This is a genomic window from Rhizobium sp. WSM4643, from assembly GCF_025152745.1.
Classification (GTDB): domain Bacteria; phylum Pseudomonadota; class Alphaproteobacteria; order Rhizobiales; family Rhizobiaceae; genus Rhizobium; species Rhizobium leguminosarum_I.
Window position 1 is genome coordinate 40,836 of sequence record NZ_CP104042.1, and the last position, 22,369, is coordinate 63,204.

The following is a 22,369-nucleotide window of genomic DNA, read 5'->3' on the forward strand; positions in this document are numbered from 1 at the left end:
CATGTCCACCATCGCAGCAACAACCATCGCTGTCCCGCAGCCGAAAACCGGCGCCAGCACCAGGGAATGGATCGCCGTTCTCGCCGGCATGATCGGCGCCTTTATGGCGATCCTCAACATCCAGATCACCAATGCCTCGCTGCTCGACATCGAGGGCGGCATCGGAACGGGCGTCGACAACGGCGCCTGGATCTCGACCTCCTACCTGATCGGCGAGATCGTCGTCATTCCGCTGACAGCCTATTTCAGCAGCGTCTTCTCGTTCCGCCGCTATATCCTCGTCAACTCAGTCCTCTTCCCGCTGTTTTCGATTGGCTGTGCCTTCGCCCACGATCTCGGCACGATGATCGTGCTGCGCGGCCTGCAGGGTTTTGCCGGCGGCGTGCTGATCCCCATGGCCTTCACCATGGTGCTGACCAAGCTGCCGAAGCACCAGCAGCCGCTCGGCCTTGCAGCCTTCGCGCTCTCGGTCACCTTCGCACCGGCGATCGGCCCGACCATCGGCGGCTATCTCACCGAAAATTACGGCTGGCAGACGATCTTCTTCATCAACGCCATCCCGAGCGCCATCATGGCGGTCGCCCTTGCCCTGACGCTCGACAAGCAGCCGATGCGGCTCGGCCTGCTGAGGGAAGGCGACTGGGCGGGGATCATCAGCATGGCGATCGGCCTCTCGGCGCTGCAGACGGTGCTCGAAGAAGGCAACAAGGAGGACTGGTTCTCCTCGCCCTTCATCGTCAAGCTGAGCATCCTCGCCTTCGTTTTCCTCGTCGCCTTCATCTGGATCGAGCTGACGGTGGAAAAGCCGCTGGTCAAGCTGCGCCTGCTGAAGCAGCGCAACTTCGGCATTGGCGTTGCCGTCAACGTGCTGGTCGGCGTCGCCCTCTTCGGCACCGTCTATATCCTGCCGCAATATCTCGGCCAGGTGCAGCGCTACAATGCCGAGCAGATCGGCAATGTGCTGGCCTGGACCGGCCTGCCGCAGCTGCTTTTGATCCCGCTCGTGCCGATGATGATGAAGCGCTTCGATGCGCGTTACATCGGCTTTCTCGGCATCTCGATCTTTGCGATCAGCTGCTTCATGAACATCACGTTGTCGGCCGATACCGCAGGCGACCAGTTCTGGATTCCGAATATCATCCGCGCCATCGGCCAGGCCCTGGTGCTGACGCCGATCACCGCCATCACCACCGCCGGCATCGCCCCTTCGGATGCGGCCGCCGCCTCGGGCCTGACCAACATGCTGCGCAATCTCGGCGGCGCCGTCGGCACGGCAACGCTCGGAACGGTGCTGACCAAACGTGAGCAGTTCCACTCGAACATCATTGGCCAGTCGGTGACGCTCGGCCGTGACGAAGTTCGCACTCGTCTCGACCAATTGACAGGCTACTTCCTGCAGCATGGCGTTTCCGATCATGCCGTCGCCGCCCAGAAAGCCGTCGTGGCGCTTGGTCAGCTCGTCAAACGCCAGGCCCTCATCCTCGGCTTTGCCGATACCTTCGCCGTCATCGGAGTGGTTCTTGCCGTTGCAGCCGTCGCCCTGCTGCTCACCCAAAAACCGCGGGCCGGCGGTGGCGCCGGCGCCCACTGAGATGTCAGCGCGCTCGCCCGGCTTGCCGCCGAGCGCTCTCTATCGCGGAATTTCGACCGTAAAGGCAAAGCGGGCCACAGCACCCGGTGCCAGGATCGTGGTCGACGGTCTCTTCGATAGCTCGCTCGAAGCTCCCGCTTCCGCAGCCGTTCCATGCCAAGGCTCGACGCAGAGGAAGGGCGCCCCCGGCTTGGTCCATAGCGCAAGATTGGGCAGGTTATCGAAATGGAAGTGCATGGCCGGCCCGCCTTCGGCGCCATAAGTCAGGCCTTCGCCCGCACCATCAGGGAAAATCATCGCGTCCTGCTCGAACATCGAATGATCGAGCACCAGCCGGCCGGTATCGAACGGCGAGGGCAGGGGCGCGGGATTGATGAGACCGCCTCCCAGCCGCACCAGCGCCGGCTCGCCTTTATTGTCGAGCATGACGATATGGTCGCGGCCGGCAGCATCGGGCAATGGCCAGGCGAAGGCCGAATGGAAGCCGAGGCCGAAGGGCATCGGCTTCGGGTCGCGATTGGTGACCTCCGCCGTGACAGTCAACGCGCGGCCCTCGACCGCATGCACGACGGCCAGCTGAAATTCGAACGGATAGACCGCCCGCGTCGCCTCCGAGGCGGCCAGTTCGAACCGACACATCGTCTCGGTGGAGGCCGCAAGGGCGAATTCGCTGCGGCGGGCAAAGCCATGCTGGGCCATTGGATAGACCGCGCCGTCAATCGCGATCTTGTCATCAGGCGCCTTGCCGACGATCGGAAACAGGATAGGCGACCGCCCGGTCCAGAAGGCTGCGTCGCCGGTCCATAACCACGAGCGTCCGTCGCTTGATGTCAGCGCCTGCATCTCGGCGCCGAGAGAGGAGACATCGATGGTGAGATCCTGATTCCCGATCCGGATGGAGATTGGCATCGCGCTTCCTTTCGCATTGGTGCGGCACCAAGCCATACCGTTCCGAACGGGGGATTTCCACCCAGTAGAGGGGCGGGACGGCAGCCACACCAGCCGCTGCCCTCGTCATTTCCTGATCGCGCCCAATCTCGCGATCACTTCGTTCGGGATGCCGTAGCGCTGGATGGCGTCGCGGTTGTTCCGCAAGCCGCAAATCTCACGCTGGATGAAGAACGCCCAGACGGCGTCGGAGGCTTCGTTGAGAAGCCTCTCGCGGTCTTCGGCGCTCTGGCGGTCGGCAGCCCAGGCCTTCAGGGCGGCAAGGGCTGCCTCCACCTTTAGCCCGTGCCGTCCGAGCGAATCCGCGCGCGCCGACATCAACTCGTATTCGAGGACGTTGAAGCCGTTTCTATCCTGCTCGGATTGTCTGAAGGATTGCGGCGGACGAACGCTCATTGGCACAGGTCTCCGTTGGCGCGAGCCACAATATTAGCCAATCCGGCCCAAAATTAAAGAAGGTGAGCATGATGTCGTCCGAAAACCGCTCACTGTTTCAGCATCATGCTCCCGACATCGAGAGGGTGGGAAACAGGCCTATCCTGCCGTGTCAACGCGTGGCATAAGGGCGCCAAAATCTCTTTCCAGGCTCCCGCGCAAACCATGATCCGTATCGAAAATATCAGCAAGCAGCTCAGCCACCGCATCCTCTTCATCGAGGCGTCCGCAGCGCTCAACAGAGGTGAGAAGATCGGTCTCGTCGGCCCGAACGGCGCCGGCAAGACGACCGTCTTCCGGATGATCAACGGCGAGGAGCAGCCCGACGAGGGGCAGGTCTCCTGCGAGAAGGGCGTCACCATCGGCTATTTCAACCAGGATGTCGGCGAAATGGCCGGCCACAGCGCCGTTGCCGAGGTGATGAATGGTGCAGGTCCTGTCAGCATCGTTGCCGGGGAATTGCGCGAGCTCGAGGCGGCCATGGCCGATCCCGAACAGGCCGACAACATGGAGGAGATCATCGAGCGCTACGGCGAGGTGCAGGCGCGCTACGAGGAGCTGGATGGTTATGCGCTCGAGGGACGCGCCCGCGAAGTGCTCGCCGGCCTAAGCTTCAGCCAGGAGATGATGGACGGCGATGTCAGTGCGCTGTCGGGCGGCTGGAAGATGCGCGTGGCGCTCGCCCGCATTCTGCTGATGCGTCCCGACGTCATGCTGCTCGACGAGCCGAGCAACCATCTGGATCTGGAAAGCCTGATCTGGCTGGAAGAATTCCTGAAGGGCTACGAGGGCGCGCTGCTGATGACCTCGCACGACCGCGAGTTCATGAACCGTATCGTCACCAAGATCATCGAGATCGACGGCGGCACGCTGACGGCCTATTCCGGCGACTACGAATTCTACGAGCAGCAGCGGGCGCAGAACGAGAAGCAACAGCAGGCCCAGTTCGAACGCCAGCAGGCGATGCTCGCCAAGGAGATTAAGTTCATCGAGCGCTTCAAGGCACGCGCCTCGCATGCCTCGCAGGTGCAGAGCCGCGTGAAGAAACTCGAGAAGATTGACCGGGTGGAGCCGCCCAAGCGCCGTCAGATCGTTTCCTTCGAGTTCCAGCCGGCGCCGCGCTCCGGCGAGGACGTGGTCAACCTGAAGAATGTCCATAAGAAATACGGCAGCCGCAGCATCTATGAGGGTTTGGATTTCGTCGTGCGCCGCCGGGAACGCTGGTGCATCATGGGCATCAACGGCGCCGGCAAGTCGACGCTGCTGAAGCTGGTGACCGGCTCCACCGCGCCTGATCAGGGCAGCGTTGCACTGGGCGCCAGCGTCAAGATGGGTTATTTCGCCCAGCACGCCATGGACATATTGGACGGCGAGCGCACCGTGTTCCAGATGCTGGAGGACCAGTTTCCCCAGGCCGGGCAGGGGCCCTTGCGCGCGCTGGCCGGCTGCTTCGGGTTCTCCGGCGACGATGTCGAGAAGCGGTGCCGGGTCCTATCCGGTGGCGAGAAGGCGCGGCTGGTCATGGCGATCATGCTGTTCGATCCGCCGAACCTGCTCGTGCTCGACGAGCCGACGAACCATCTCGACCTCGACACCAAGGAAATGCTGATCAAGGCGCTGTCGCAATATGAGGGCACGATGCTGTTCGTCTCGCACGATCGGCATTTCCTGGCCGCACTCTCCAACCGGGTACTGGAGCTGACGCCCGAGGGCATCCATCAATATGGCGGCGGCTATACCGAATATGTGGCGCGCACCGGCCACGAGGCGCCCGGACTGCGAAGCTGACGATTTTCTTTGCGCGGCATGTCTAAACCGTCAGCGTCGGAACGACAAGCGAGAGCCGGCCAGCGATATCGGTTGGCCGCTCGAAGCAACTCGATGCAGCGCAGGCGCATCAACTGGTCGAGCCGGTCGCAGTGTCAGCGCTCGGTTCGGGCGTACGCTTGCTGCTGACGATCAAGGTCGATGACGTCGATGCGGTTTTTGCAGAACTGCGCAAACTCGGGGTCACGCTGCTCAACGGCCCGACCGATCGCCCATGGGGCCGCCGCACCGCGGCTTTTGCCGATCCGTCGGGCCATGTCTGGGAGGTCGCGCGGAATTGCGCCAAAGCATGTCGCGCAAAAGTGTGCAGCGGTTTGCGATAACGACATGCGCAAAAATAAAGATTTAAAGCGACGCACTTTAGACGGCTGTTGCAGTACTCTGATGCCACCTTCGTATTTTGCCGTCATCGGCCGTACGGGCAGGCGGCTTCTTCCACGCAAAGAACGGATTCGGCGGCTGTTGCCACGATGATGACCAAATTCCGTGGTGTTCGGAGGCCTCTTCATGCAATCGGGGACGGGCGCATCGGCATGGACTGGATCAATCGCTACATCGATCAGCCGCTACTGCACGGCGCGGCGGGTTTGCTGCGGAGTTGGCATATCCGCACGCGGCAACCGCCGGAGCTGCTGGAGCCGACGTGGAATCTCGTTGTGCTCTCCTTTCTCCTGATCGCGAGCGGGCAGGTCATGGCCGGCGAGACTTTCACGCTCAGTGCTGCCGCGCTGGTCATGCTGGCGCTGCCGTCCGCTCGAAAGCTGCTTTCGGCTGTGAAGGCAGGGCAAGGCGGTTACGGCGCCCGGGAATACAAGTCGCTAAGAGCGCGCGCCATCGCTAAACGTGAGGCGGAGTGGTCGGTGCGGATCATCGTCCTCTTCGCATCCGCCTGCCTTCCGTTCATCGCCCGCATCGACGATCCGGTGGGAGCCTATTTCATGCTGGGAGCCAGCATCTGGTTCGTCCTGACCGGGCCGCTCAAGGCCTATCTCGACGCAGCCGAACCTCCCGAGCCGAATGAAGGCGACCGGATGTACAGCGGCGTCTTTCAGGTCGGCTGAATGGAGCTGATGCGACGCTGCATGTCCCGGCCATCAGACGGACGGGAACCAAATGGGGCTGCCTTCGTTATCACCGCAGCAACGTACAAGGAGATTGCGATGCTTTATTACGCTCTCGTGTTTCTCGTCGTGGCCTTGATTGCCGGCGTCCTCGGATTTGGCGGCATCGCAGGGGCTTCAGCTTCCATTGCCCAGGTTCTGTTCTTCATTTTCCTGGTGCTGTTCGTCGTCTCGCTCGTTATGCAACTGATGAGAAGAACCTAGTGCGAACAAATCGAGCATGAAACCCGGCGAACATTGCCGGGTTTTTCTTCATTGCCACATCCGGTTTGAGGCCTCCGTCACTGAAGGTTTCCGTCCCGGTCGTGGTCGGCTGTCGCGAAATCCGCCATCACCCGCTGCATGAATTCGCTGCGGCTGATGCGGCCGTCGTGGTTCGCGTCGGTCAAAGTGAATTGCGCGGCCGTCAGAATCTGCACCGTCTCATCGGACTGCAGGCTGCCGTCCTTGTTTTTGTCGAGACTTCCGAAAGCCGTGCCCATGAAGGTCTCGTATTCCGATCGGTCGACGGTCTTGGTGGTATTCGTGTCAAGCCGATCCATCTGGCCCTGATACATCGATCCGGGCTGTTGCTGTTGTTGCGCCACTGCCCCAACGCATTGGCACAGTATGAATGTGGTCACCAAAGCCAAGGTCTTCATCGCTTGTTATCCCTCTCCAATTAGCGGCAAGCCAGACGGTTGCCGACGTAACCGCCGCCGCCGATGCCGGCGCCGATAGCAAGCACTTGCCCGGTTCCGGCGCCGATCGTGCTGCCGATCAAGCCGCCGACAATCGCGCCGCCGACGGTTCCCGCAATGCAGCCGAATTCGGAATTACGATCCGAGACGGCCTGCGACGTCGGCCCGGACTGGCAGGCGGAGACGGCAAGGCATCCCGCCAGTATGATATTTGTCCTGCTTATGCCCATCTTTCCCTCCCGATAGATTGCCCGCCATCTCCAATAGAGATCGGCGGGCGTACGATTGTCCGCCCCCCGCGAAAATATCGCCTGATTATATTTCTCAAATTCAAACTTAGTTTCTGTTCGAACAGAAGCATAATTCCGGAAAGCAAGCGGAAATTCTGCGGCAATGCCAAGACATCATGCCGTTTCCTCTCCAGTTACAGTGCCGCATGGAGAGTATCTTCAAATAGTACAGATATCTATATGGCATGGCAACCTGCGCGATCATCGATCGTCTACGCAAATAGGGGTGCCTGCGATGTGCATGCTACCGCTCGTTGAGAGTTGGCGGCGGTCGGGACCGTGCCTTTCCAGCAACCATCCCTGACAACATCGTGAAATAACCGGATAACGCGAAAAGATGCCTTCGAAATGTCCCAATGGGGCTGAACCGTAAGCGTGTTTGTCGCCTGCGCCCTCCCACGCGCTTTGACATGCGATGCGTAAATGATGCCGGTTCGGGATCGTTTTGCGGTTTCGTCCCTTATCTGTTGCCGAATCTGGTGGCGAGTAGCCGGGTATGCTCCCGTCACGATTTGAGAAGGAGAGACTTATGAAGAAAATTGTTGCGACGGCGTTTGCCGCGGTATCGTTGACGCTTGTCGGTGCGGGGGCGGTCAATGCCGCTGACCTCGTCACGAGGACATATGAAGAGCCGGATCTGCGCAATGGCGTGAAAATCGGCTACCTCACCTGCGATATTGGTGGCGGCACGGGTTACGTGCTCGGTTCCTCCAAAGAGGCTGACTGCATCTTCCAGTCGACCGTCGGCAACGAACTTTCGGATCGTTATACCGGCGAAGTGAGAAAGCTCGGCATCGACATTGGCTTCACCACGCGCAGCCGCCTGATCTGGGCCGTGTTCGCGCCGACGGCCGGCTATCACCGCGGATCGCTCGCCGGCCTCTATGTCGGCGCTACTGCCGAGGCGACGCTCGGCGCCGGTGTCGGCGCCAATCTCCTGGTTGGCGGCACCTCCGGTTCGATCCATCTGCAGACGGTCAGCCTGACCGGTCAGCTCGGCCTCAACGTTGCGGCCGGCAGTGCCTCGATGACGCTGACGGCAGCGAATTGATATGCCTTTTGGCGCCTCCCGCCGCATGGCGGCAAGGGGCGCCACCTCTTCTGAGGAGCGATTTCGCGCCCTCGCACGCCCAAGCCGGATCACGACATCATGGATATTCGAATAGCAACGCCCGACGAGGACGAGGTCTTGGTTGGGAATTGTCGGAAGATCGGGGATGGCTACGGCACGCCGCCCGAGCACTATAGAGGGCGTAGCATTGGTTTCACATCAAACTACGCTATTTGAGAGCAAATAGAGGACGCTTAGGAAGCGTCCTCAGATAGCCAAATCCTCAGTTTGCCGACTGACCTGAAGCCGAGCTTTGTCATTTCGTTTAATGCTGCGCCACTGTCATACCCGACCAGCGGCACATCGGGTGAAAAGGCGATAGTGGCCAACGAAATGGCATCTGGGAAAGCCTGCGGCGAACCAGTCAAGCTAAAGATATTGGAGATCCCTACAGCTTGGGGTGATCGATTTACGATGCAGCCCGCATCAAAACCATCGCCGGCCCATCGGCCGTAGATATGCATGTTGGGATCGGAAAGCAGCGCCGGTGTGAAGACGTTGGCATCGGTCGGGCTACCAGCCTCTTTCCAGGAATGTTCCCAGCGATCCAGTGCCGCCGCATCGCGAATGCGTGCCCAATCTTGAGGCGTACGCGCTGAAAGTCTGTGAGGTTCAGCCCAAATCCATGATGCGGAAAACAACAACTGGAATCCCTTGTTGACGAGATCCAGCCTGGAAAACCCGTCTTTGAAACCAGGTCGCCGTCCTAGTCGATCTGTCAGTCGACCGATTTCAATCAGCTGTTCCTCTGTTGCGTCCGGGTCGAGTGTCGTCATGTTGGAATAGTAGGGGGGCGCGATCGCATCGCTTGACCAAAATGCACTGGTCCGCTGATCAGGCAGTCCATGGGCACGGAACATCGCCTGATAAAGGTCTGCATTGTTCGCGGCACAAATGCGCGCTTTTTCTGCATCGGATCGCACTGTGTGTTTCAGGATATTGCTTCGCGAGGAGCTGCGGATCATAAGAAATCCTATTGCTCGGAGGTCTGACATCTAGCCGGTGCATTCGCGATAAACAGTTGAGCGGCCCCGACTCTCTTGCCATCGAGTGGCTGGCGCCATGGTTTCTTTCCCTTCGCCCGCGTAGCGGCATGCCGTCGTTTGTCTGCTCTGAGATCAACTGGTTCGATTAGCGCGGGCCGTCCGTTCCGCCTACGCTTTTACTCGACCGGGTGCGATAAAAGTAGCGATCGTCGCCTCGTCATGGCCAGCCTCGCGCAGAAAGCGGCTGGCGAATTCGATGGCAGGGCTTCTAAGCGCATCGTCCGGTCTAATCAGGTGAAAGGCCACATGGTAATCGAGTGTCCGCTCCGAGACGGCTACGACGCGCCCGGTGGCCAGCGCGGCATCCGACAGCGGCGGGCGCGCGAGCGCGATGCCGAGCCCCTGCGCACAGGCATCGATCACCAGATTGTAGTCCTCGAAGCGCCGGTCGTGGCCGCGCGGCGTGTAGTCGACACCCTCACGGGAGAGCCAGCGGCGCCAGCCTTCAATATTCGAATCATGCAGGATCGGCATCTCGAGCAGCGAAAGGGCATCGGAGCGCTGCCCGAGCCGGTCCGCCAGCATCGAGGCGGCGATCGGAAACGATTTCTCCTGCCAGAGCGGCAGGGCACGCACGCCGGCCCACGGCCCCTTGCCGCAGCGAATGGCGAGATCCGTGCCTTCGCCGAAATCCGCCAGCCGGTGTTCGAGCGTCAACTCGACATGCAGCTCGTTTCCTTCGAGCTTCGGCAGGCGCTGAAACAGCCATAGAGAGGCGACGGAGGGCGTCACCGAAAGGCGCACCACTGCTTTGTTGCGACGAGGCAGCCAGCGCTCGCCGCTATTGCCGAGCAGCGCGAGCGCTTCCTCCGCCCGCGCGAAGAACCGCATACCTTCCGGCGTCAGGCGCACGCCCCGAGCTTCGCGCGCAAACAGCCGTACGCCCATCCAGCGCTCCAGGCGCGAGACCTGCCGAGACACCGCGCCGTGGGTGATGCCGCTTTCCTCCGCCGCGGCCGAGAACGATCCGAGCCGGGCGGCACGGGCAAAGGTCTCGAGCGTATCGAGCGGCGGAAGCACTGGCGAGCTGTGAACCATACGCACATTTGATCATCGATTGCGATGCTTTTCAAGCACGCATCGATGGCCTAATCCACTGTTGCAGGAACATGTGGAGGCGAAAATGAGCATGGCGGCAAGCGCACCGATTTCGACGAAACAGCAAGGCGGGTTTGATCTGGTGGCCTTTGCGGCGATCCTCGTCACCATCCTCTTCTGGGCGTCCTCCTTCGTGGTGATCCGGATCTGCCTCGGACCGCTGACGCCGATCGAACTGGCGACAGCCCGCTATGTGGCAGCCGGTGTCATCGCGCTCGTCTATCTCGTTATCTACCGGCCGATGCCGGAAAAACGCGATTTCGTTCGTCTCTCCGTTGCCGCCGTGCTTTTCATTGCTGCCTATGCGGTTCTGCTGAACACCGGCGAGCAGACCGTTGCCGCTGGACCGGCGAGCTTCATCATTAACACCATGCCGGTCTTCACCGCCCTCATCGCCACATTCGCGCTCGGCGAGCGCTTCGGCCGCTGGGGCTGGGCGGGCACCGCGATTTCCTTCGGCGGCGTGGCGCTGATTGCAGTCGCCTCCGACGGTGGTTTCAAGCTCGATCCAAATGCGGTCCTCATCCTTGGCGCAGCGCTTTGCTCAGCGATCGCCAGCGTGTTGCAGAAGCCGCTGCTCGGGCGGCTGCCGGCGCTTGCCGTCACTGCCTGGATCCTGCTGATCGGTTCCGTGCCGCTGTTTCCGGCCGTTCCAGCGACGATCCAGGCGCTTGCCGCCGCACCGGCGAAGGTGAACTGGGGGGTTGCCTATCTCGTCATCTTCCCAACCGCGATCGGCTACCTCACTTGGGCGATTGCCCTGAAGCGGTTGACCGCCGCCCGCGCCTCGAATTTCCTCTACGGCGTTCCGCCGGTCGCCACGCTGATCGGGTTCGTCTGGCTGAGCGAAACACCGACCATGCTCGGCGCAATCGGCGGCGTCATGGCAATCTTCGGCGTGCTGGTCGTCAACGTGATGCGGAAGCGGTAGCGTCGAATTCGGGCCGGGAAGGCGGCCCGGCAACAGATAGGCATTGCGCTGCGGTTCGCTTTCTCTAAAACGAAAGCAGATCGAAAGGCGCGCGCTCATGTTCTTGACCGACCGGCAAATTGAAATCGTGGCGATTGCGAAATCGAGCGGCAGGGTTCTGGTGGAGGAGCTCGCCTCCCGCTTTTCGGTGACGCCCCAGACGATCCGCAAGGACCTGAACGATCTCTGCGATGCGCAGCTGCTGACGCGCATCCATGGCGGCGCCACATTCCCGAGTGGGACGGAGAATGTCAAATACGAAGCGCGCCGCCAGATCGCCGCTTCCGAGAAACAGGCGATCGGCATTGCGACGGTCGAGCTCATCCCGAGCGGCGCCTCGCTCTTCATCAACATCGGAACGACGACAGAGGCGGTGGGCGAGGCGCTCGCCAACCATCACGAGCTGATGGTGATCACCAACAATATAAACGTTGCCAATAGGTTGCGCCTTTTCCCGGCAATCGAGGTGGTAATCGCAGGCGGGGTCGTGCGCGGTTCGGACGGCGGGATCGTCGGCGAGGCGGCCGTCGATTTCATCCGCCAGTTCAAAGTCGACTACGCCGTGATCGGCGCGTCTGCGATCGACATCGACGGTGCGCTTCTTGACTACGATTTTCGCGAAGTGAAGGTCGCTCAGGCAATCATCGCCAATGCCCGACATGTCATTCTCGTTGCCGATTCGACGAAGTTTGAACGCACCGCACCCGTCAGGATCGGCCAGCTTTCCCAGGTTCATACCTTCATCACCGATCACTGTCCGGTGCCGTCGATCCGCAGTCTCTGCCTCGAAAACAATGTGAAGCTGATCGAAACCAACGGCAGATTTCGTTAGACAGACATCTCCCCACCAAACATTCGTTTGACATTCGTATCTCTTTCGTTTTAACTGATGTTGCTTTCGCAATTGCGCAAGTTTTGTGCGATGCGAAATTGGGAGTGGGCTCGGAGGGGATATTGGGCCGGGAGATTTACGACATATTCGTCATCGGCGGCGGCATCAACGGCTGCGGCATCGCGCGCGATGCCGTCGGGCGCGGCTATTCGGTGGCGCTGGCGGAAATGAACGATTTCGCCTCGGGTACCTCGTCGGGCGCCACCAAGCTGATCCATGGCGGCCTGCGTTATCTCGAGCATTACGAGTTCCGCCTGGTGCGAGAATCGCTGATGGAGCGCGAGATCCTCTGGGCGATGGCGCCGCACATCATCTGGCCTCTGCGTTTCGTGCTGCCCTACCACAAGGGCGGCATCCGGCCGGCCTGGCTGATCCGGCTCGGTCTCTTCCTTTACGACCATCTTGGCGGCCGCAAGCTGTTGCCACCGACATCGGTGCTTGACTTGCGCCGCGATCCGGCCGGAAAGCCGCTGAAGGCGCTGTTTTCCAAGGCCTTTGAATATTCCGACGGCTGGGTCGACGATGCCCGCATGGTGGTGCTGAACGCCCGCGATGCCGCCGACAAGGGCGCGACCATCATGCCGCGCACCAAGGTGGTGTCGGCAAGGCGCGAGAACGGTCTGTGGCATATCGAGACCACCGACGTGGTCACCAGCCGCAACGATAGCCATCAAGCTCGTATGCTGGTCAATGCCGCCGGCCCCTGGGTCGACCATGTCATACGTTCTGCTTTCGGCCAGAACGAAGCCCACCATGTCCGCCTCGTCCAGGGCAGCCATATCGTCGTGAAGAAGAAATTCGACGATCCGCGCGCCTATTTCTTCCAGAATCCCGACAACCGCATCATCTTCGCCATCCCCTATGAGGGCGACTTCACCCTGATCGGCACCACGGATCGCGACTACACCGCCGATCCCAAGGATGTCAGGATTTCGGAGGAGGAGACGGTCTATCTCTGCAATGCTGCGTCGGAATATTTCAAGGAGCCGGTCAGGCCGGAGGATATCGTCTGGACCTATTCGGCGGTCCGGCCACTTTATGACGACGGCGCCTCGAAAGCGCAGGAGGCGACGCGCGACTACGTGTTGAAGCTGGAGGGCGAAGGAAATGCCGCGCCGCTGCTCAACGTCTTCGGCGGCAAGCTCACCACCTATCGTCGGCTTTCCGAACATGCGCTGGAGAAGATCGGCGCTGCGATCGGCGTCAAGGGCGCCCCGTGGACGGCCAAAAGCCATCTGCCCGGCGGCGACTTCCCGGTCCGGGGTTACGATGCCGAGGTCGCCGATCTGAAACGGCGTTATCCGTTCCTCGCCGATCGGCACGCCCGCCGGCTGGTACGCCGCTACGGCACCAGGGCCAAGATGCTGCTCGGCGAAGCCCGCGGCCTCGACGATCTCGGACGGCTGTTCGGCGGCGATCTCTACGTGGCCGAGGTAACCTATCTGGTCGAATATGAATGGGCCCGGCACGCCGAAGACGTGCTGTGGAGGAGAACAAAGGATGGTCTGCGCCTTTCGAAGGAGCAGGCCCAGTCACTGGAGGAGTACATGGCTGCCATACCGGCGATGGTCGGATAGGCGGCGTGTGGTCCCCGCTGCGTGGAGGCACGGGAACAGGAATGCTGGAACTGCGGAAGGCCGCAAAGATGGTGGGAGGAGACTATCATATCCACCCAACCGATCTTGTTTTTGAAAGAGGAACGCTAAACGTTCTGCTTGGGCCGACCTTGTCGGGCAAGACCTCGTTGATGCGTCTGATGGCCGGCCTTGATCGGCCGACGACCGGTACGATCCATTTTGATGGCGCTGACGTGACGGGTATGCCTGTCCAGAAGCGCAACATCGCGATGGTCTACCAGCAGTTCATCAATTATCCGGCATTGACGGTCTACGAGAATATTGCCTCGCCGCTGCGGATTGCCGGCAAGGATGCCAAGACCATCGATCTGGAGGTGCGCAAGGCCGCCGAACTTCTGAAACTCGGGCCTTATCTCGATCGCACGCCGCTCAACCTCTCGGGCGGCCAGCAGCAGCGCACGGCGCTTGCCCGTGCACTCGTGAAGAATGCGAGCCTCGTTTTGATGGACGAGCCGCTTGCCAACCTCGACTACAAGCTGCGTGAGGAACTGCGGCAGGAATTGCCGCGCATCTTCGCGCAGTCCGGCGCAATCTTCGTTTATGCCACGACGGAACCCTCCGAAGCCTTGTTGCTGGGCGGCAATACGGCAGCGCTCAGTGAGGGCCGGATCACCCAGTTTGGCCCGACGGTCGAGGTCTATCGTCATCCACTCGATCTGACGACGGCGAAAACCTTTGCCGATCCGCCGCTGAATTTCATTGATCTGGTCAAATCGGAGGGCAACTTCCTGCGCGATGGCGTTTTGCTTTTTGCAGTGCCGCCGCATCTTCAGAATGTGCCGGACGGGCCGGCCACCATAGCGTTTCACCCGCATCATCTTGCACCAACTGCCCAGACGGCTGGTTCGGCGCGGATGACGGCAAGGACGCAGGTTTCGGAGATCACCGGGTCGGAAAGTTTCGTGCATCTGCAATTTGCCGACACCCGCTGGGTGATGCTTGCGCACGGCATCCACAATGTCGACCCGGACACGGATCTCTCCGTTTTCATCGATACGCGCCACCTGATGGCGTTCGGCGCGGACGGCCGGGCGATCACCATTGCCAGGCAGAGGGGCTAGGAGAAGATCATGGCACGTATCACCCTCGATCATATTCGACATGCCTATGGGCCGAACCCGAAGAGCGAGAAGGACTACGCTCTCAAGGAAGTGCACCACGAGTGGAACGACGGCGGCGCCTATGCGCTGCTCGGGCCTTCGGGCTGCGGAAAGACCTCGCTGCTCAATATCATTTCCGGCCTCATTCAGCCTTCAGAAGGGCGGATTCTCTTCGACGGGCAGGATGTTACGAACCTGCCGACGCAGCAGCGAAACATCGCGCAGGTATTCCAGTTTCCGGTCATCTACGACACGATGACGGTTTACGATAACCTGGCCTTTCCTCTGCGCAACCGCGGCGTGGCCGAGGCGGAAGTCGACCGGCGCGTCCGCGAGATCCTCGAGATGATTGATCTTGCCGGCTGGGCCAAGCGGCGGGCGCGCGGCTTGACTGCGGACCAAAAGCAGAAGATTTCGCTCGGCCGCGGACTCGTGCGCTCGGATGTGAACGCGATTCTCTTTGACGAGCCGCTCACTGTTATCGATCCGCATATGAAATGGGTGCTGCGATCGCAGCTGAAGCGGCTGCATAAGCAGTTCGGTTTTACCATGGTCTATGTCACGCATGACCAGACGGAGGCGCTGACCTTCGCCGACAAGGTCGTTGTGATGTACGACGGCGAGATCGTGCAGATCGGCACTCCGACCGAACTCTTCGAGCGTCCAAGCCATACCTTCGTCGGCTACTTCATCGGTTCGCCGGGCATGAACTTTATGCCGGCCAAGGTAGAGGGCAGTACGGTTCGGGTCGGCGAGCACGCGCTGTCGCTCGACTATGCGCCAAAGACTTCGTCGGCGTCCAAGGTAGAGCTTGGCATCCGGCCCGAATTTATCCGGGTCGGCCGCGAGGGTATGCCTGTGACGATCAGCAAGGTGGAAGATATCGGCCGGCAGAAGATCGTCCGCGCGCAATTTGCCGGCCAGCCAATCGCAGTCATCGTTCCTGAGGACGAGGAAATTCCGGCTGATCCCCGGGTGACCTTCGAGCCATCGGGCATCAGTATCTATGCCGACTCCTGGCGCGCCGGACCGGAGGCTTAATCATGGAAAAAACCTGGAACAACAAAGCCTGGTTTCTGGTTCTGCCGGTCCTCGTGCTGGTGGCTTTCTCGGCTGTCATTCCCTTGATGACGGTTGTGAACTATTCCGTTCAGGACACTTTCGGAAACAACCAGTTCTTCTGGAACGGAACGGACTGGTTTACCGAAATCCTGCATTCCGACCGATTCTGGGCCGCCCTGCAGCGAAACCTGATTTTTTCGTTGATCATTCTCGCTCTTGAGATCCCGCTCGGTATCTTCATTGCGCTCAACATGCCGAAATCAGGCATCGGCGTGCCGGTTTGCCTGGTTCTGATGGCGCTGCCGCTGTTGATCCCGTGGAACGTGGTCGGCACGATCTGGCAGGTGTTCGGCCGCAACGACATTGGTTTGTTCGGCTATTACGTCAATGCCATCGGCATCGATTACAACTATGTGCAGGATCCGCTCGACGCCTGGGTGACGGTCATCATCATGGATGTCTGGCACTGGACGAGCCTGGTCGTCTTGCTCTGCTATGCAGGCCTCGTTTCCATTCCGGATGCCTTCTATCAGGCAGCCAAGATCGACGGTGCCTCTCGTTGGGCTGTGTTCCGCTATATCCAGCTGCCAAAGATGAAGCGCGTTCTTCTGATCGCCGTACTGCTGCGTTTCATGGATAGTTTCATGATCTACACCGAGCCTTTTGTCGTCACTGGTGGCGGTCCCGGCAACGCGACCACTTTCCTGTCGATCGATCTGGTCAAGACCGCCCTCGGACAGTTTGACCTCGGCCCGGCCGCTGCCATGTCGCTGGTCTATTTCCTGATCATCCTGCTGCTTTCGTGGGTGTTCTACACCGTCATGACAAGCCACGACGCGGAGAATTGAAATGAGCGCCTCCAACGAAACGACAGCGAGCCGAAAAATCTCTGGCGTTACCAGTGTCGCAAGCGGGCTCTCCGCCGATGAAGTCAGCCGTCTGATGCGCCGGCGCGGCGAGGAATCGCGCTGGTGGTGGCTGGTTCCGACGATCTATATCATTGTGCTCCTGCTGCCGATCTATTGGCTCGTCAACATGAGCTTCAAAACCAATGCGGAAATCGTCAATTCTCTGACGCTTTATCCTCATAACCCGACGATCGCCAATTACGTGACGATCTTCACGGAGAAGGCCTGGTATTCCGGCTACATCAATTCAATCACCTATGTCGTGATCAACATGGTGATCTCGGTGGCAGCCGCGCTGCCGGCGGCCTATGCCTTCTCCCGTTATCGGTTCCTTGGTGACAAGCATCTGTTCTTCTGGTTGCTGACGAACCGGATGGCGCCGCCGGCGGTCTTTGCCCTGCCGTTCTTCCAGCTCTACTCAGCCTTTGGGCTCATCGATACGCACATCGCCGTGGCATTGGCGCATTGCCTCTTCAACGTGCCGCTTGCGGTCTGGATCCTTGAAGGCTTCATGTCCGGTGTGCCGAAGGAAATCGACGAAACGGCCTATATCGATGGCTATTCGTTCCCGCGCTTTTTCCTGAAGATCTTCACGCCGCTGATTGCGAGCGGCATAGGTGTCGCCTGCTTCTTCTGCTTCATGTTCTCTTGGGTCGAGTTGCTGATCGCACGCACGCTGACGACGACCGACGCGAAGCCGATCGCTGCCACCATGACCCGTACCGTCTCTGCATCCGGCATGGATTGGGGCCTGCTCGCCGCCGCCGGTGTTCTGACCTTGATCCCAGGGGCGCTGGTGATCTGGTTTGTGCGCAATTACATCGCCAAGGGCTTCGCCCTGGGGAGGGTTTGATGAGCTTTTCGCTTCCCGATTTTTCATGGATGGCATGGACCTGGCCGACGGCCACTTTCTTCGTCGTCATCGCATTGCTGCTGATCGGCATGGGGGTCTGGGAATACGCCGCTCCGGGCGGCAATCCCCGGATCGGAATCCTGCGCTTCGAGACGACGCGCGGTGACCGGCTTTTCCTTTCGCTGCTCGGCAGCGCCTTTATCCATCTTGCCTGGCTTGGTCTCGCTGGATCAAGCCTCTGGTGGGCTCTCGCTCTCTCCGTTGTCTACGCCGTTGGCGTATTCCGTTACGTTTGAGGCAAACTGATGCAGACGGCCGGGGTTTTTCTGGCCGCCTGAGACGTGAAGACTGCAATCGCAAAACCCTGGGAGGATATCATGCGAAGGCATTTATTGACGACGACAGCAGCCGTGCTGCTGGCCATGACCGGGTCGGCCTATGCCGGCATGGACGAGGCAAAGACTTTTCTGGATAAAGAGATCGGCGACGTGTCGACGCTCTCTCGCGCCGACCAGGAAAAGGAAATGCAATGGTTCATCGATGCTGCGAAGCCTTTCCAGGGGATGGACATCAAGGTTGTTTCGGAAACCTTGACCACCCACAAGTATGAGTCCGAGGTTCTGGCTCCGGCCTTTACCGCGATTACCGGAATCAAGGTCACGCACGACGTCATTCAAGAGGGTGACGTTGTCGAGAAGATCCAGACACAGATGCAGACCGGTCAGAACCTTTATGACGGCTGGGTCAACGACTCCGACTTGATCGGTACGCATTGGCGCTATCAGCAGGTGCGCAACCTGACCGACTGGATGGCCGGCGAAGGCAAGGACGTTACCAACCCCGGCCTCGATATCGACGACTTCATCGGCACCAAGTTTACGACGGCACCGGACAAGAAGCTCTACCAGCTTCCCGACCAGCAGTTCGCAAACCTGTACTGGTTCCGATATGACTGGTTCAACGACGAGAAGAACAAGGCCGATTTCAAGGCGAAGTATGGCTACGATCTCGGCGTTCCGGTCAACTGGTCCGCTTATGAGGACATCGCCGAATTCTTCACTGGCCGCGACGTCAATGGCAAGAAGGTCTTCGGCCATATGGACTACGGCAAGAAGGACCCGTCGCTCGGCTGGCGCTTCACCGACGCCTGGCTGTCGATGGCTGGCAACGGAGACAAGGGTCTGCCGAACGGTCTTCCGGTCGACGAATGGGGTATCAAGGTCGACGAAAAGTCGCGTCCTGTCGGTTCGTGCGTCGCGCGCGGCGGCGATACCAACGGCCCAGCTTCCGTCTACTCGATCCAGAAGTATCTCGATTGGTTGAAGGCCTATGCACCGCCGGAAGCTCAGGGCATGACCTTCTCGGAATCCGGTCCGGTGCCGGCGCAGGGTAACGTCGCGCAGCAGATCTTCTGGTACACGGCGTTCACCGCAGACATGGTCAAGCCTGGCCTGCCTGTCATGAACGAAGACGGTACGCCGAAATGGCGCATGGCACCGAGCCCGCATGGTGTCTACTGGAAAGACGGCATGAAGCTTGGCTATCAGGACGTCGGTTCCTGGACGCTGATGAAATCGACCCCGACGGACCGTGCAAAAGCCGCGTGGCTCTATGCACAGTTCGTGACCTCGAAGACGATTGACGTGAAGAAGAGCCAGCTCGGTCTCACCTTCATCCGCGAATCCACCATTCGCGACAAGAGCTTTACGGAGCGCGCTCCAAAGCTTGGCGGTCTGATCGAGTTCTATCGTTCGCCTGCGCGTGTTCAGTGGTCGCCAACCGGCACCAACGTTCCCGACTATCCGAAGCTGGCTCAGCTTTGGTGGCAGGCTATCGGTGACGCCGCTGCCGGCGCCAAGACACCGCAGGAAGCTATGGATTCTCTTTGCGGCGAGCAGGAGAAGGTCATGGGTCGTATCGAGAAATCGGGCGTCCAGGGCGATATCGGCCCGAAACTCGCCAAAGAGCATGACCTCGCTTACTGGAACGCGGATGCGGTGAAGAAGGGCAACCTTGCGCCGCAGCTGAAGATCGAGAACGAGAAGGAAAAGCCGGTCACGGTCAACTACGACGAACTCGTCAAGAGCTGGCAGTCGAAGTAAGGCGGACCTCGGCCGGAGGCAACGAGGCTTCCGGCCATCACTTACCGCCACCGGCCGCAAGCCGGTGGCACCCATAATCTTTCTCTCATGAAATCTCCGCATCCGCCCTCTTTGCCGGGCGGAGCGGTTTCGTGCGAGCCGGAGACGGATATGAGCGGCTATATTCTTTCAATCGACCAGGGCACGACCTCCTCGCGCGCGATCGTCTTCGACAGCGACATGAAAATGGCCGGCTCGGCGCAGGCGGAGATCACCCAATATTATCCGCAGCCCGGATGGGTGGAGCACGACGCCGCGGAAATCTGGCAGTCCGTCGTCGATACTGTGCGCAGGGCGATCGCCGATGCCGCTATTGATGCCGCCGACATTGCCGCGATCGGCATTACCAATCAGCGCGAGACGGCGGTCATCTGGGACCGACGGTCAGGCGCGCCGCTTCACCGGGCGATCGTCTGGCAGGACAGGCGCACGGCCGAAATGTGCGAGAGCCTGAAGGCCGATGGATATGAGAAGCTGTTCAGCGCCAAGACCGGCCTGCTGCTCGACCCCTATTTCTCCGGAACGAAGCTCGGCTGGCTGCTCGACAACGTCGATGGCCTGCGTGAGAAGGCCGAGGCCGGTGAGGTCTGCTTCGGCACGATCGACAGCTGGCTGATCTACAATCTGACTAATGGACGCGTGCATGCCACCGATGCGACCAATGCGTCGAGAACGCTGCTCTATAATATCGATGACGGTGCCTGGGACGAGGAGCTTCTCGGCGTTCTCCGCATTCCGGCCGCCATGCTTCCTGACGTCAGGGAATGCGCCGATGATTTCGGCCGCGTCGCCAAGGCGCTGTTCGGCGCGGAACTTCCGATCCTTGGTGTGGCCGGCGACCAGCAGGCAGCGGCGATGGGCAATGCCTGTTTCGAACCCGGCATGATGAAATCCACTTACGGCACCGGCTGCTTTGCCCTGTTGAACACCGGCAGGGATCGTGTTTCCTCCTCCAACCGGATGTTGACGACGATCGCCTGCCGGCTCGACGGCGAGACGACCTATGCGCTCGAAGGCTCGATCTTCATCGCCGGTGCCGCTGTGCAATGGCTGCGCGACGGCCTCGGCATCATCGGCCAGGCATCCGAGGCCGGGGTGCTTGCCGCCAAGGCCGATCCCGGACAGCAGGTCTATATCGTTCCGGCCTTCACCGGCCTCGGCGCGCCCTATTGGGATCCGGCTGCGCGCGGCGCGATCTTCGGTCTGACGCGAAACAGCGGGCCGGCGGAGTTCGCCCGCGCCGTGCTCGAATCCGTCGCCTACCAGACGCTCGATCTGCTGGTGGCGATGAAGAAGGACTGGGGCGTCAACCAGCTGGAAACGGTGCTGCGCGTCGATGGCGGTATGGCGGCGTCGGATTGGACGATGCAGTGCTTGGCCGATATGACGGGAAACCCCGTCGACCGCTCGGCGATCCGCGAGACGACGGCGCTGGGCGCAGCTTGGCTTGCCGGCTCAAAAGTCGGCATCTGGCCCGGCAAGCGGGATTTTGCGCAGGCCTGGGCCTGCGACCGCCGCTTCAGCCCTTCGATGGACGAGACCGAGCGGCAGGGCAAGATCATCGGCTGGAAGAATGCCGTATCCAGAATGATTTCGGACGCCTCGGCGGGGTAGCAGCGCGGGGCCATCGCCACGAGGCTTCCATAGCGATGGCAAGGCCTCCCGCAATTGTCTCAGGAAGACTTGTCCCTGCTATTTGCCGATGATCTCCTGTATGTCGAAGAGATCGATGCCATGGGTGTCGAACCACCAGTCGGGACTCATCTCGGAATGGCGTTCACGCAGACGCAGATATTTGGCGCGCAGCCGCTTCTGGCGCTCGACCTCTTCCTTGAAGAAGGGGTGATCGAGCGTGCCGCCCATCTTGTGGATGCGACGGAGCAGTTTTCGCAAGACATATCCCTGCTCCTTATTACTCGGCCGGTAGCCGCTTTCCACGATTGTCATGACTGTCTCGCACAGTGTCCCAAGCGCATCGTCTTGCGGCGTGCCGTTGACGATCATGTCGAGCCGTTCTGCGCCGAAGCCGACGTCGATGCAGGTTCCGAGCGGATTGACGATGTTTCCGATCTCGGCGCCATCCTTGTAAAACTCGGTGCAGTATCCGCTGATGCTGCCATCGCTCCACATGCATTCCGGATCCGGCATGATGGGCACGCGCCCACCATAGAGCGGCGTCCATTCCACCAGGCGGTCCGGATGGATCGTTACATGATCCGGCACGAGCCCCAGCGTTCCCAGAAATTCGAGCCAGAAATCGATGGCGTTGCCGACGGTCATTTCCCTGAAGGAGAAAAGGCCGAGCATGGTGAAATGGAGAAGATGGGTTCCGTCGCCGATCTCGTCGAGGTCGCCCATGCGCAGGCAAGCCTGGCTGTTTGCGACGGTTCCACTATGGGAGGGATCGGAGAAGAGGGGCTTGTACTGCTGCATTCCAGCGCTGCAGAAGAGCGTGGTATCATCATGCGGCCGTACGGATTGGATGCGTATGAAATCGATGCCTTTGGAAAGGCAGAACTGTTGATATTGCTGGATCAGGCGTCCCGCGGTGACATAGGCAACCTCCTTCGTTGTTCGTGTGCCTTTGGAAAAGATAGTGGTCTCCGGCGTGCACGGCAACCTGCCGCTATCGAAGATAAGCCGAATGGCGCTCTTGAAG

The 22,369-nt window shown here is 60.3% G+C and carries 22 protein-coding genes and 2 pseudogenes; 17 read left to right on the forward strand and 7 right to left on the reverse strand.

The window, feature by feature from the left end; all coding sequences use genetic code 11:
• The first annotated feature begins 1 nt into the window (after position 1).
• Positions 2–1,591, forward strand: coding sequence for a DHA2 family efflux MFS transporter permease subunit (locus N1937_RS27030; protein WP_170256986.1), 1,590 nt, complete (start codon positions 2–4; stop codon positions 1,589–1,591).
• A gap of 39 nt (positions 1,592–1,630) precedes the next feature.
• On the opposite strand, the gene N1937_RS27035 is transcribed toward N1937_RS27030, so the two are convergent.
• Together N1937_RS27035 and N1937_RS27040 are read right to left on the reverse strand one after the other, a co-directional pair.
• Positions 1,631–2,500, reverse strand: a complete 870-nt coding sequence (locus N1937_RS27035) for an aldose 1-epimerase family protein (protein WP_170256985.1) — start codon at positions 2,498–2,500, stop codon at positions 1,631–1,633.
• A gap of 105 nt (positions 2,501–2,605) precedes the next feature.
• Positions 2,606–2,935, reverse strand: a complete 330-nt coding sequence (locus N1937_RS27040; RefSeq protein ID WP_032986043.1) for a DUF6665 family protein — start codon at positions 2,933–2,935, stop codon at positions 2,606–2,608.
• 204 nt (positions 2,936–3,139) lie between these two features.
• Here N1937_RS27040 and N1937_RS27045 point away from each other — a divergent pair, with 204 nt between their 5' ends.
• The 4 genes and pseudogenes from N1937_RS27045 to N1937_RS27060 all read left to right on the forward strand — a co-directional run bounded on the left by N1937_RS27045 (position 3,140) and on the right by N1937_RS27060 (position 6,126).
• Positions 3,140–4,762: an ABC-F family ATP-binding cassette domain-containing protein gene (locus tag N1937_RS27045; protein WP_170256984.1), complete on the forward strand. Its 1,623-nt coding sequence runs from the start codon at positions 3,140–3,142 to the stop codon at positions 4,760–4,762.
• A 104-nt stretch (positions 4,763–4,866) separates the two neighbouring features.
• Positions 4,867–5,124: pseudogene (locus N1937_RS27050) on the forward strand (VOC family protein); the annotation flags it as partial.
• Positions 5,125–5,271: 147 nt separating this feature from the next.
• Positions 5,272–5,862, forward strand: a complete 591-nt coding sequence (locus N1937_RS27055) for a hypothetical protein (RefSeq protein ID WP_170256983.1) — start codon at positions 5,272–5,274, stop codon at positions 5,860–5,862.
• Positions 5,863–5,961: 99 nt separating this feature from the next.
• The gene (locus tag N1937_RS27060) at positions 5,962–6,126 is read left to right on the forward strand and encodes a DUF1328 domain-containing protein (protein ID WP_162116620.1); all 165 of its coding nucleotides are present in this window, start codon (positions 5,962–5,964) and stop codon (positions 6,124–6,126) included.
• Positions 6,127–6,203: 77 nt separating this feature from the next.
• Here the strand turns inward: N1937_RS27060 and N1937_RS27065 are convergent, their stop codons facing one another.
• On the reverse strand, positions 6,204–6,563 hold the full coding sequence (locus tag N1937_RS27065; RefSeq protein WP_170280648.1) for an EF-hand domain-containing protein: 360 nt from the start codon (positions 6,561–6,563) through the stop codon (positions 6,204–6,206).
• A 20-nt stretch (positions 6,564–6,583) separates the two neighbouring features.
• Positions 6,584–6,832 (reverse strand): hypothetical protein, encoded by a 249-nt coding sequence (locus N1937_RS27070; RefSeq protein ID WP_170256981.1) that lies wholly within the window; start codon positions 6,830–6,832, stop codon positions 6,584–6,586.
• Positions 6,833–7,421: 589 nt separating this feature from the next.
• On the opposite strand from N1937_RS27070, the gene N1937_RS27075 reads away from it, so the two are divergent.
• Both N1937_RS27075 and N1937_RS27080 read left to right on the forward strand, forming a co-directional pair.
• On the forward strand, positions 7,422–7,943 hold the full coding sequence (locus N1937_RS27075; RefSeq protein ID WP_017969341.1) for a DUF992 domain-containing protein: 522 nt from the start codon (positions 7,422–7,424) through the stop codon (positions 7,941–7,943).
• Positions 7,944–8,042: 99 nt separating this feature from the next.
• Positions 8,043–8,141: pseudogene (locus N1937_RS27080) on the forward strand (GNAT family N-acetyltransferase); the annotation flags it as partial.
• A gap of 56 nt (positions 8,142–8,197) precedes the next feature.
• On the opposite strand, the gene N1937_RS27085 reads toward N1937_RS27080, so the two are convergent.
• Both N1937_RS27085 and N1937_RS27090 read right to left on the reverse strand, forming a co-directional pair.
• Positions 8,198–8,968 carry a hypothetical protein gene (locus tag N1937_RS27085; RefSeq protein ID WP_170280649.1) on the reverse strand — a complete coding sequence of 257 codons (771 nt, stop codon included), beginning with the start codon at positions 8,966–8,968 and terminating at the stop codon, positions 8,198–8,200.
• A 189-nt stretch (positions 8,969–9,157) separates the two neighbouring features.
• Positions 9,158–10,087: a LysR family transcriptional regulator gene (locus N1937_RS27090; RefSeq protein ID WP_162116624.1), complete on the reverse strand. Its 930-nt coding sequence runs from the start codon at positions 10,085–10,087 to the stop codon at positions 9,158–9,160.
• Between the two features lie 73 nt (positions 10,088–10,160).
• Between N1937_RS27090 and N1937_RS27095 the strand changes: the two genes are divergently transcribed.
• From N1937_RS27095 to glpK, 10 genes are all read left to right on the forward strand, one after another.
• Positions 10,161–11,078, forward strand: coding sequence for a DMT family transporter (locus tag N1937_RS27095; RefSeq protein ID WP_170280650.1), 918 nt, complete (start codon positions 10,161–10,163; stop codon positions 11,076–11,078).
• Between the two features lie 97 nt (positions 11,079–11,175).
• Positions 11,176–11,949, forward strand: coding sequence for a DeoR/GlpR family DNA-binding transcription regulator (locus N1937_RS27100; RefSeq protein ID WP_017969345.1), 774 nt, complete (start codon positions 11,176–11,178; stop codon positions 11,947–11,949).
• 122 nt (positions 11,950–12,071) lie between these two features.
• A complete protein-coding gene (gene glpD, locus N1937_RS27105) occupies positions 12,072–13,586 on the forward strand; it encodes a glycerol-3-phosphate dehydrogenase (RefSeq protein ID WP_170280651.1) in 1,515 nt (504 codons plus the stop codon).
• Between the two features lie 41 nt (positions 13,587–13,627).
• A complete protein-coding gene (locus tag N1937_RS27110; RefSeq protein ID WP_170280652.1) occupies positions 13,628–14,707 on the forward strand; it encodes an ABC transporter ATP-binding protein in 1,080 nt (359 codons plus the stop codon).
• 9 nt (positions 14,708–14,716) lie between these two features.
• A complete protein-coding gene (locus N1937_RS27115) occupies positions 14,717–15,787 on the forward strand; it encodes an ABC transporter ATP-binding protein (RefSeq protein WP_162116626.1) in 1,071 nt (356 codons plus the stop codon).
• A gap of 2 nt (positions 15,788–15,789) precedes the next feature.
• A complete protein-coding gene (locus tag N1937_RS27120) occupies positions 15,790–16,656 on the forward strand; it encodes a carbohydrate ABC transporter permease (protein ID WP_162116627.1) in 867 nt (288 codons plus the stop codon).
• Position 16,657: 1 nt separating this feature from the next.
• On the forward strand, positions 16,658–17,569 hold the full coding sequence (locus N1937_RS27125) for a carbohydrate ABC transporter permease (protein WP_170280653.1): 912 nt from the start codon (positions 16,658–16,660) through the stop codon (positions 17,567–17,569).
• Complete coding sequence (locus N1937_RS27130; RefSeq protein WP_003552210.1) at positions 17,569–17,865, forward strand: DUF2160 domain-containing protein; 297 nt, start codon at positions 17,569–17,571, stop codon at positions 17,863–17,865. Before N1937_RS27125 ends, N1937_RS27130 begins: the two co-directional genes overlap by 1 nt.
• Positions 17,866–17,946: 81 nt before the next feature.
• Complete coding sequence (locus N1937_RS27135) at positions 17,947–19,671, forward strand: ABC transporter substrate-binding protein (protein ID WP_162116629.1); 1,725 nt, start codon at positions 17,947–17,949, stop codon at positions 19,669–19,671.
• Between the two features lie 150 nt (positions 19,672–19,821).
• Entirely contained in the window at positions 19,822–21,324 is a 1,503-nt protein-coding gene (gene glpK, locus N1937_RS27140; RefSeq protein ID WP_170280654.1) for a glycerol kinase GlpK, read from the forward strand.
• A gap of 78 nt (positions 21,325–21,402) precedes the next feature.
• On the opposite strand, the gene N1937_RS27145 is transcribed toward glpK, so the two are convergent.
• Positions 21,403–22,329, reverse strand: a complete 927-nt coding sequence (locus N1937_RS27145; RefSeq protein ID WP_260060067.1) for an alanine--tRNA ligase-related protein — start codon at positions 22,327–22,329, stop codon at positions 21,403–21,405.
• Positions 22,330–22,369 lie beyond the last annotated feature (40 nt).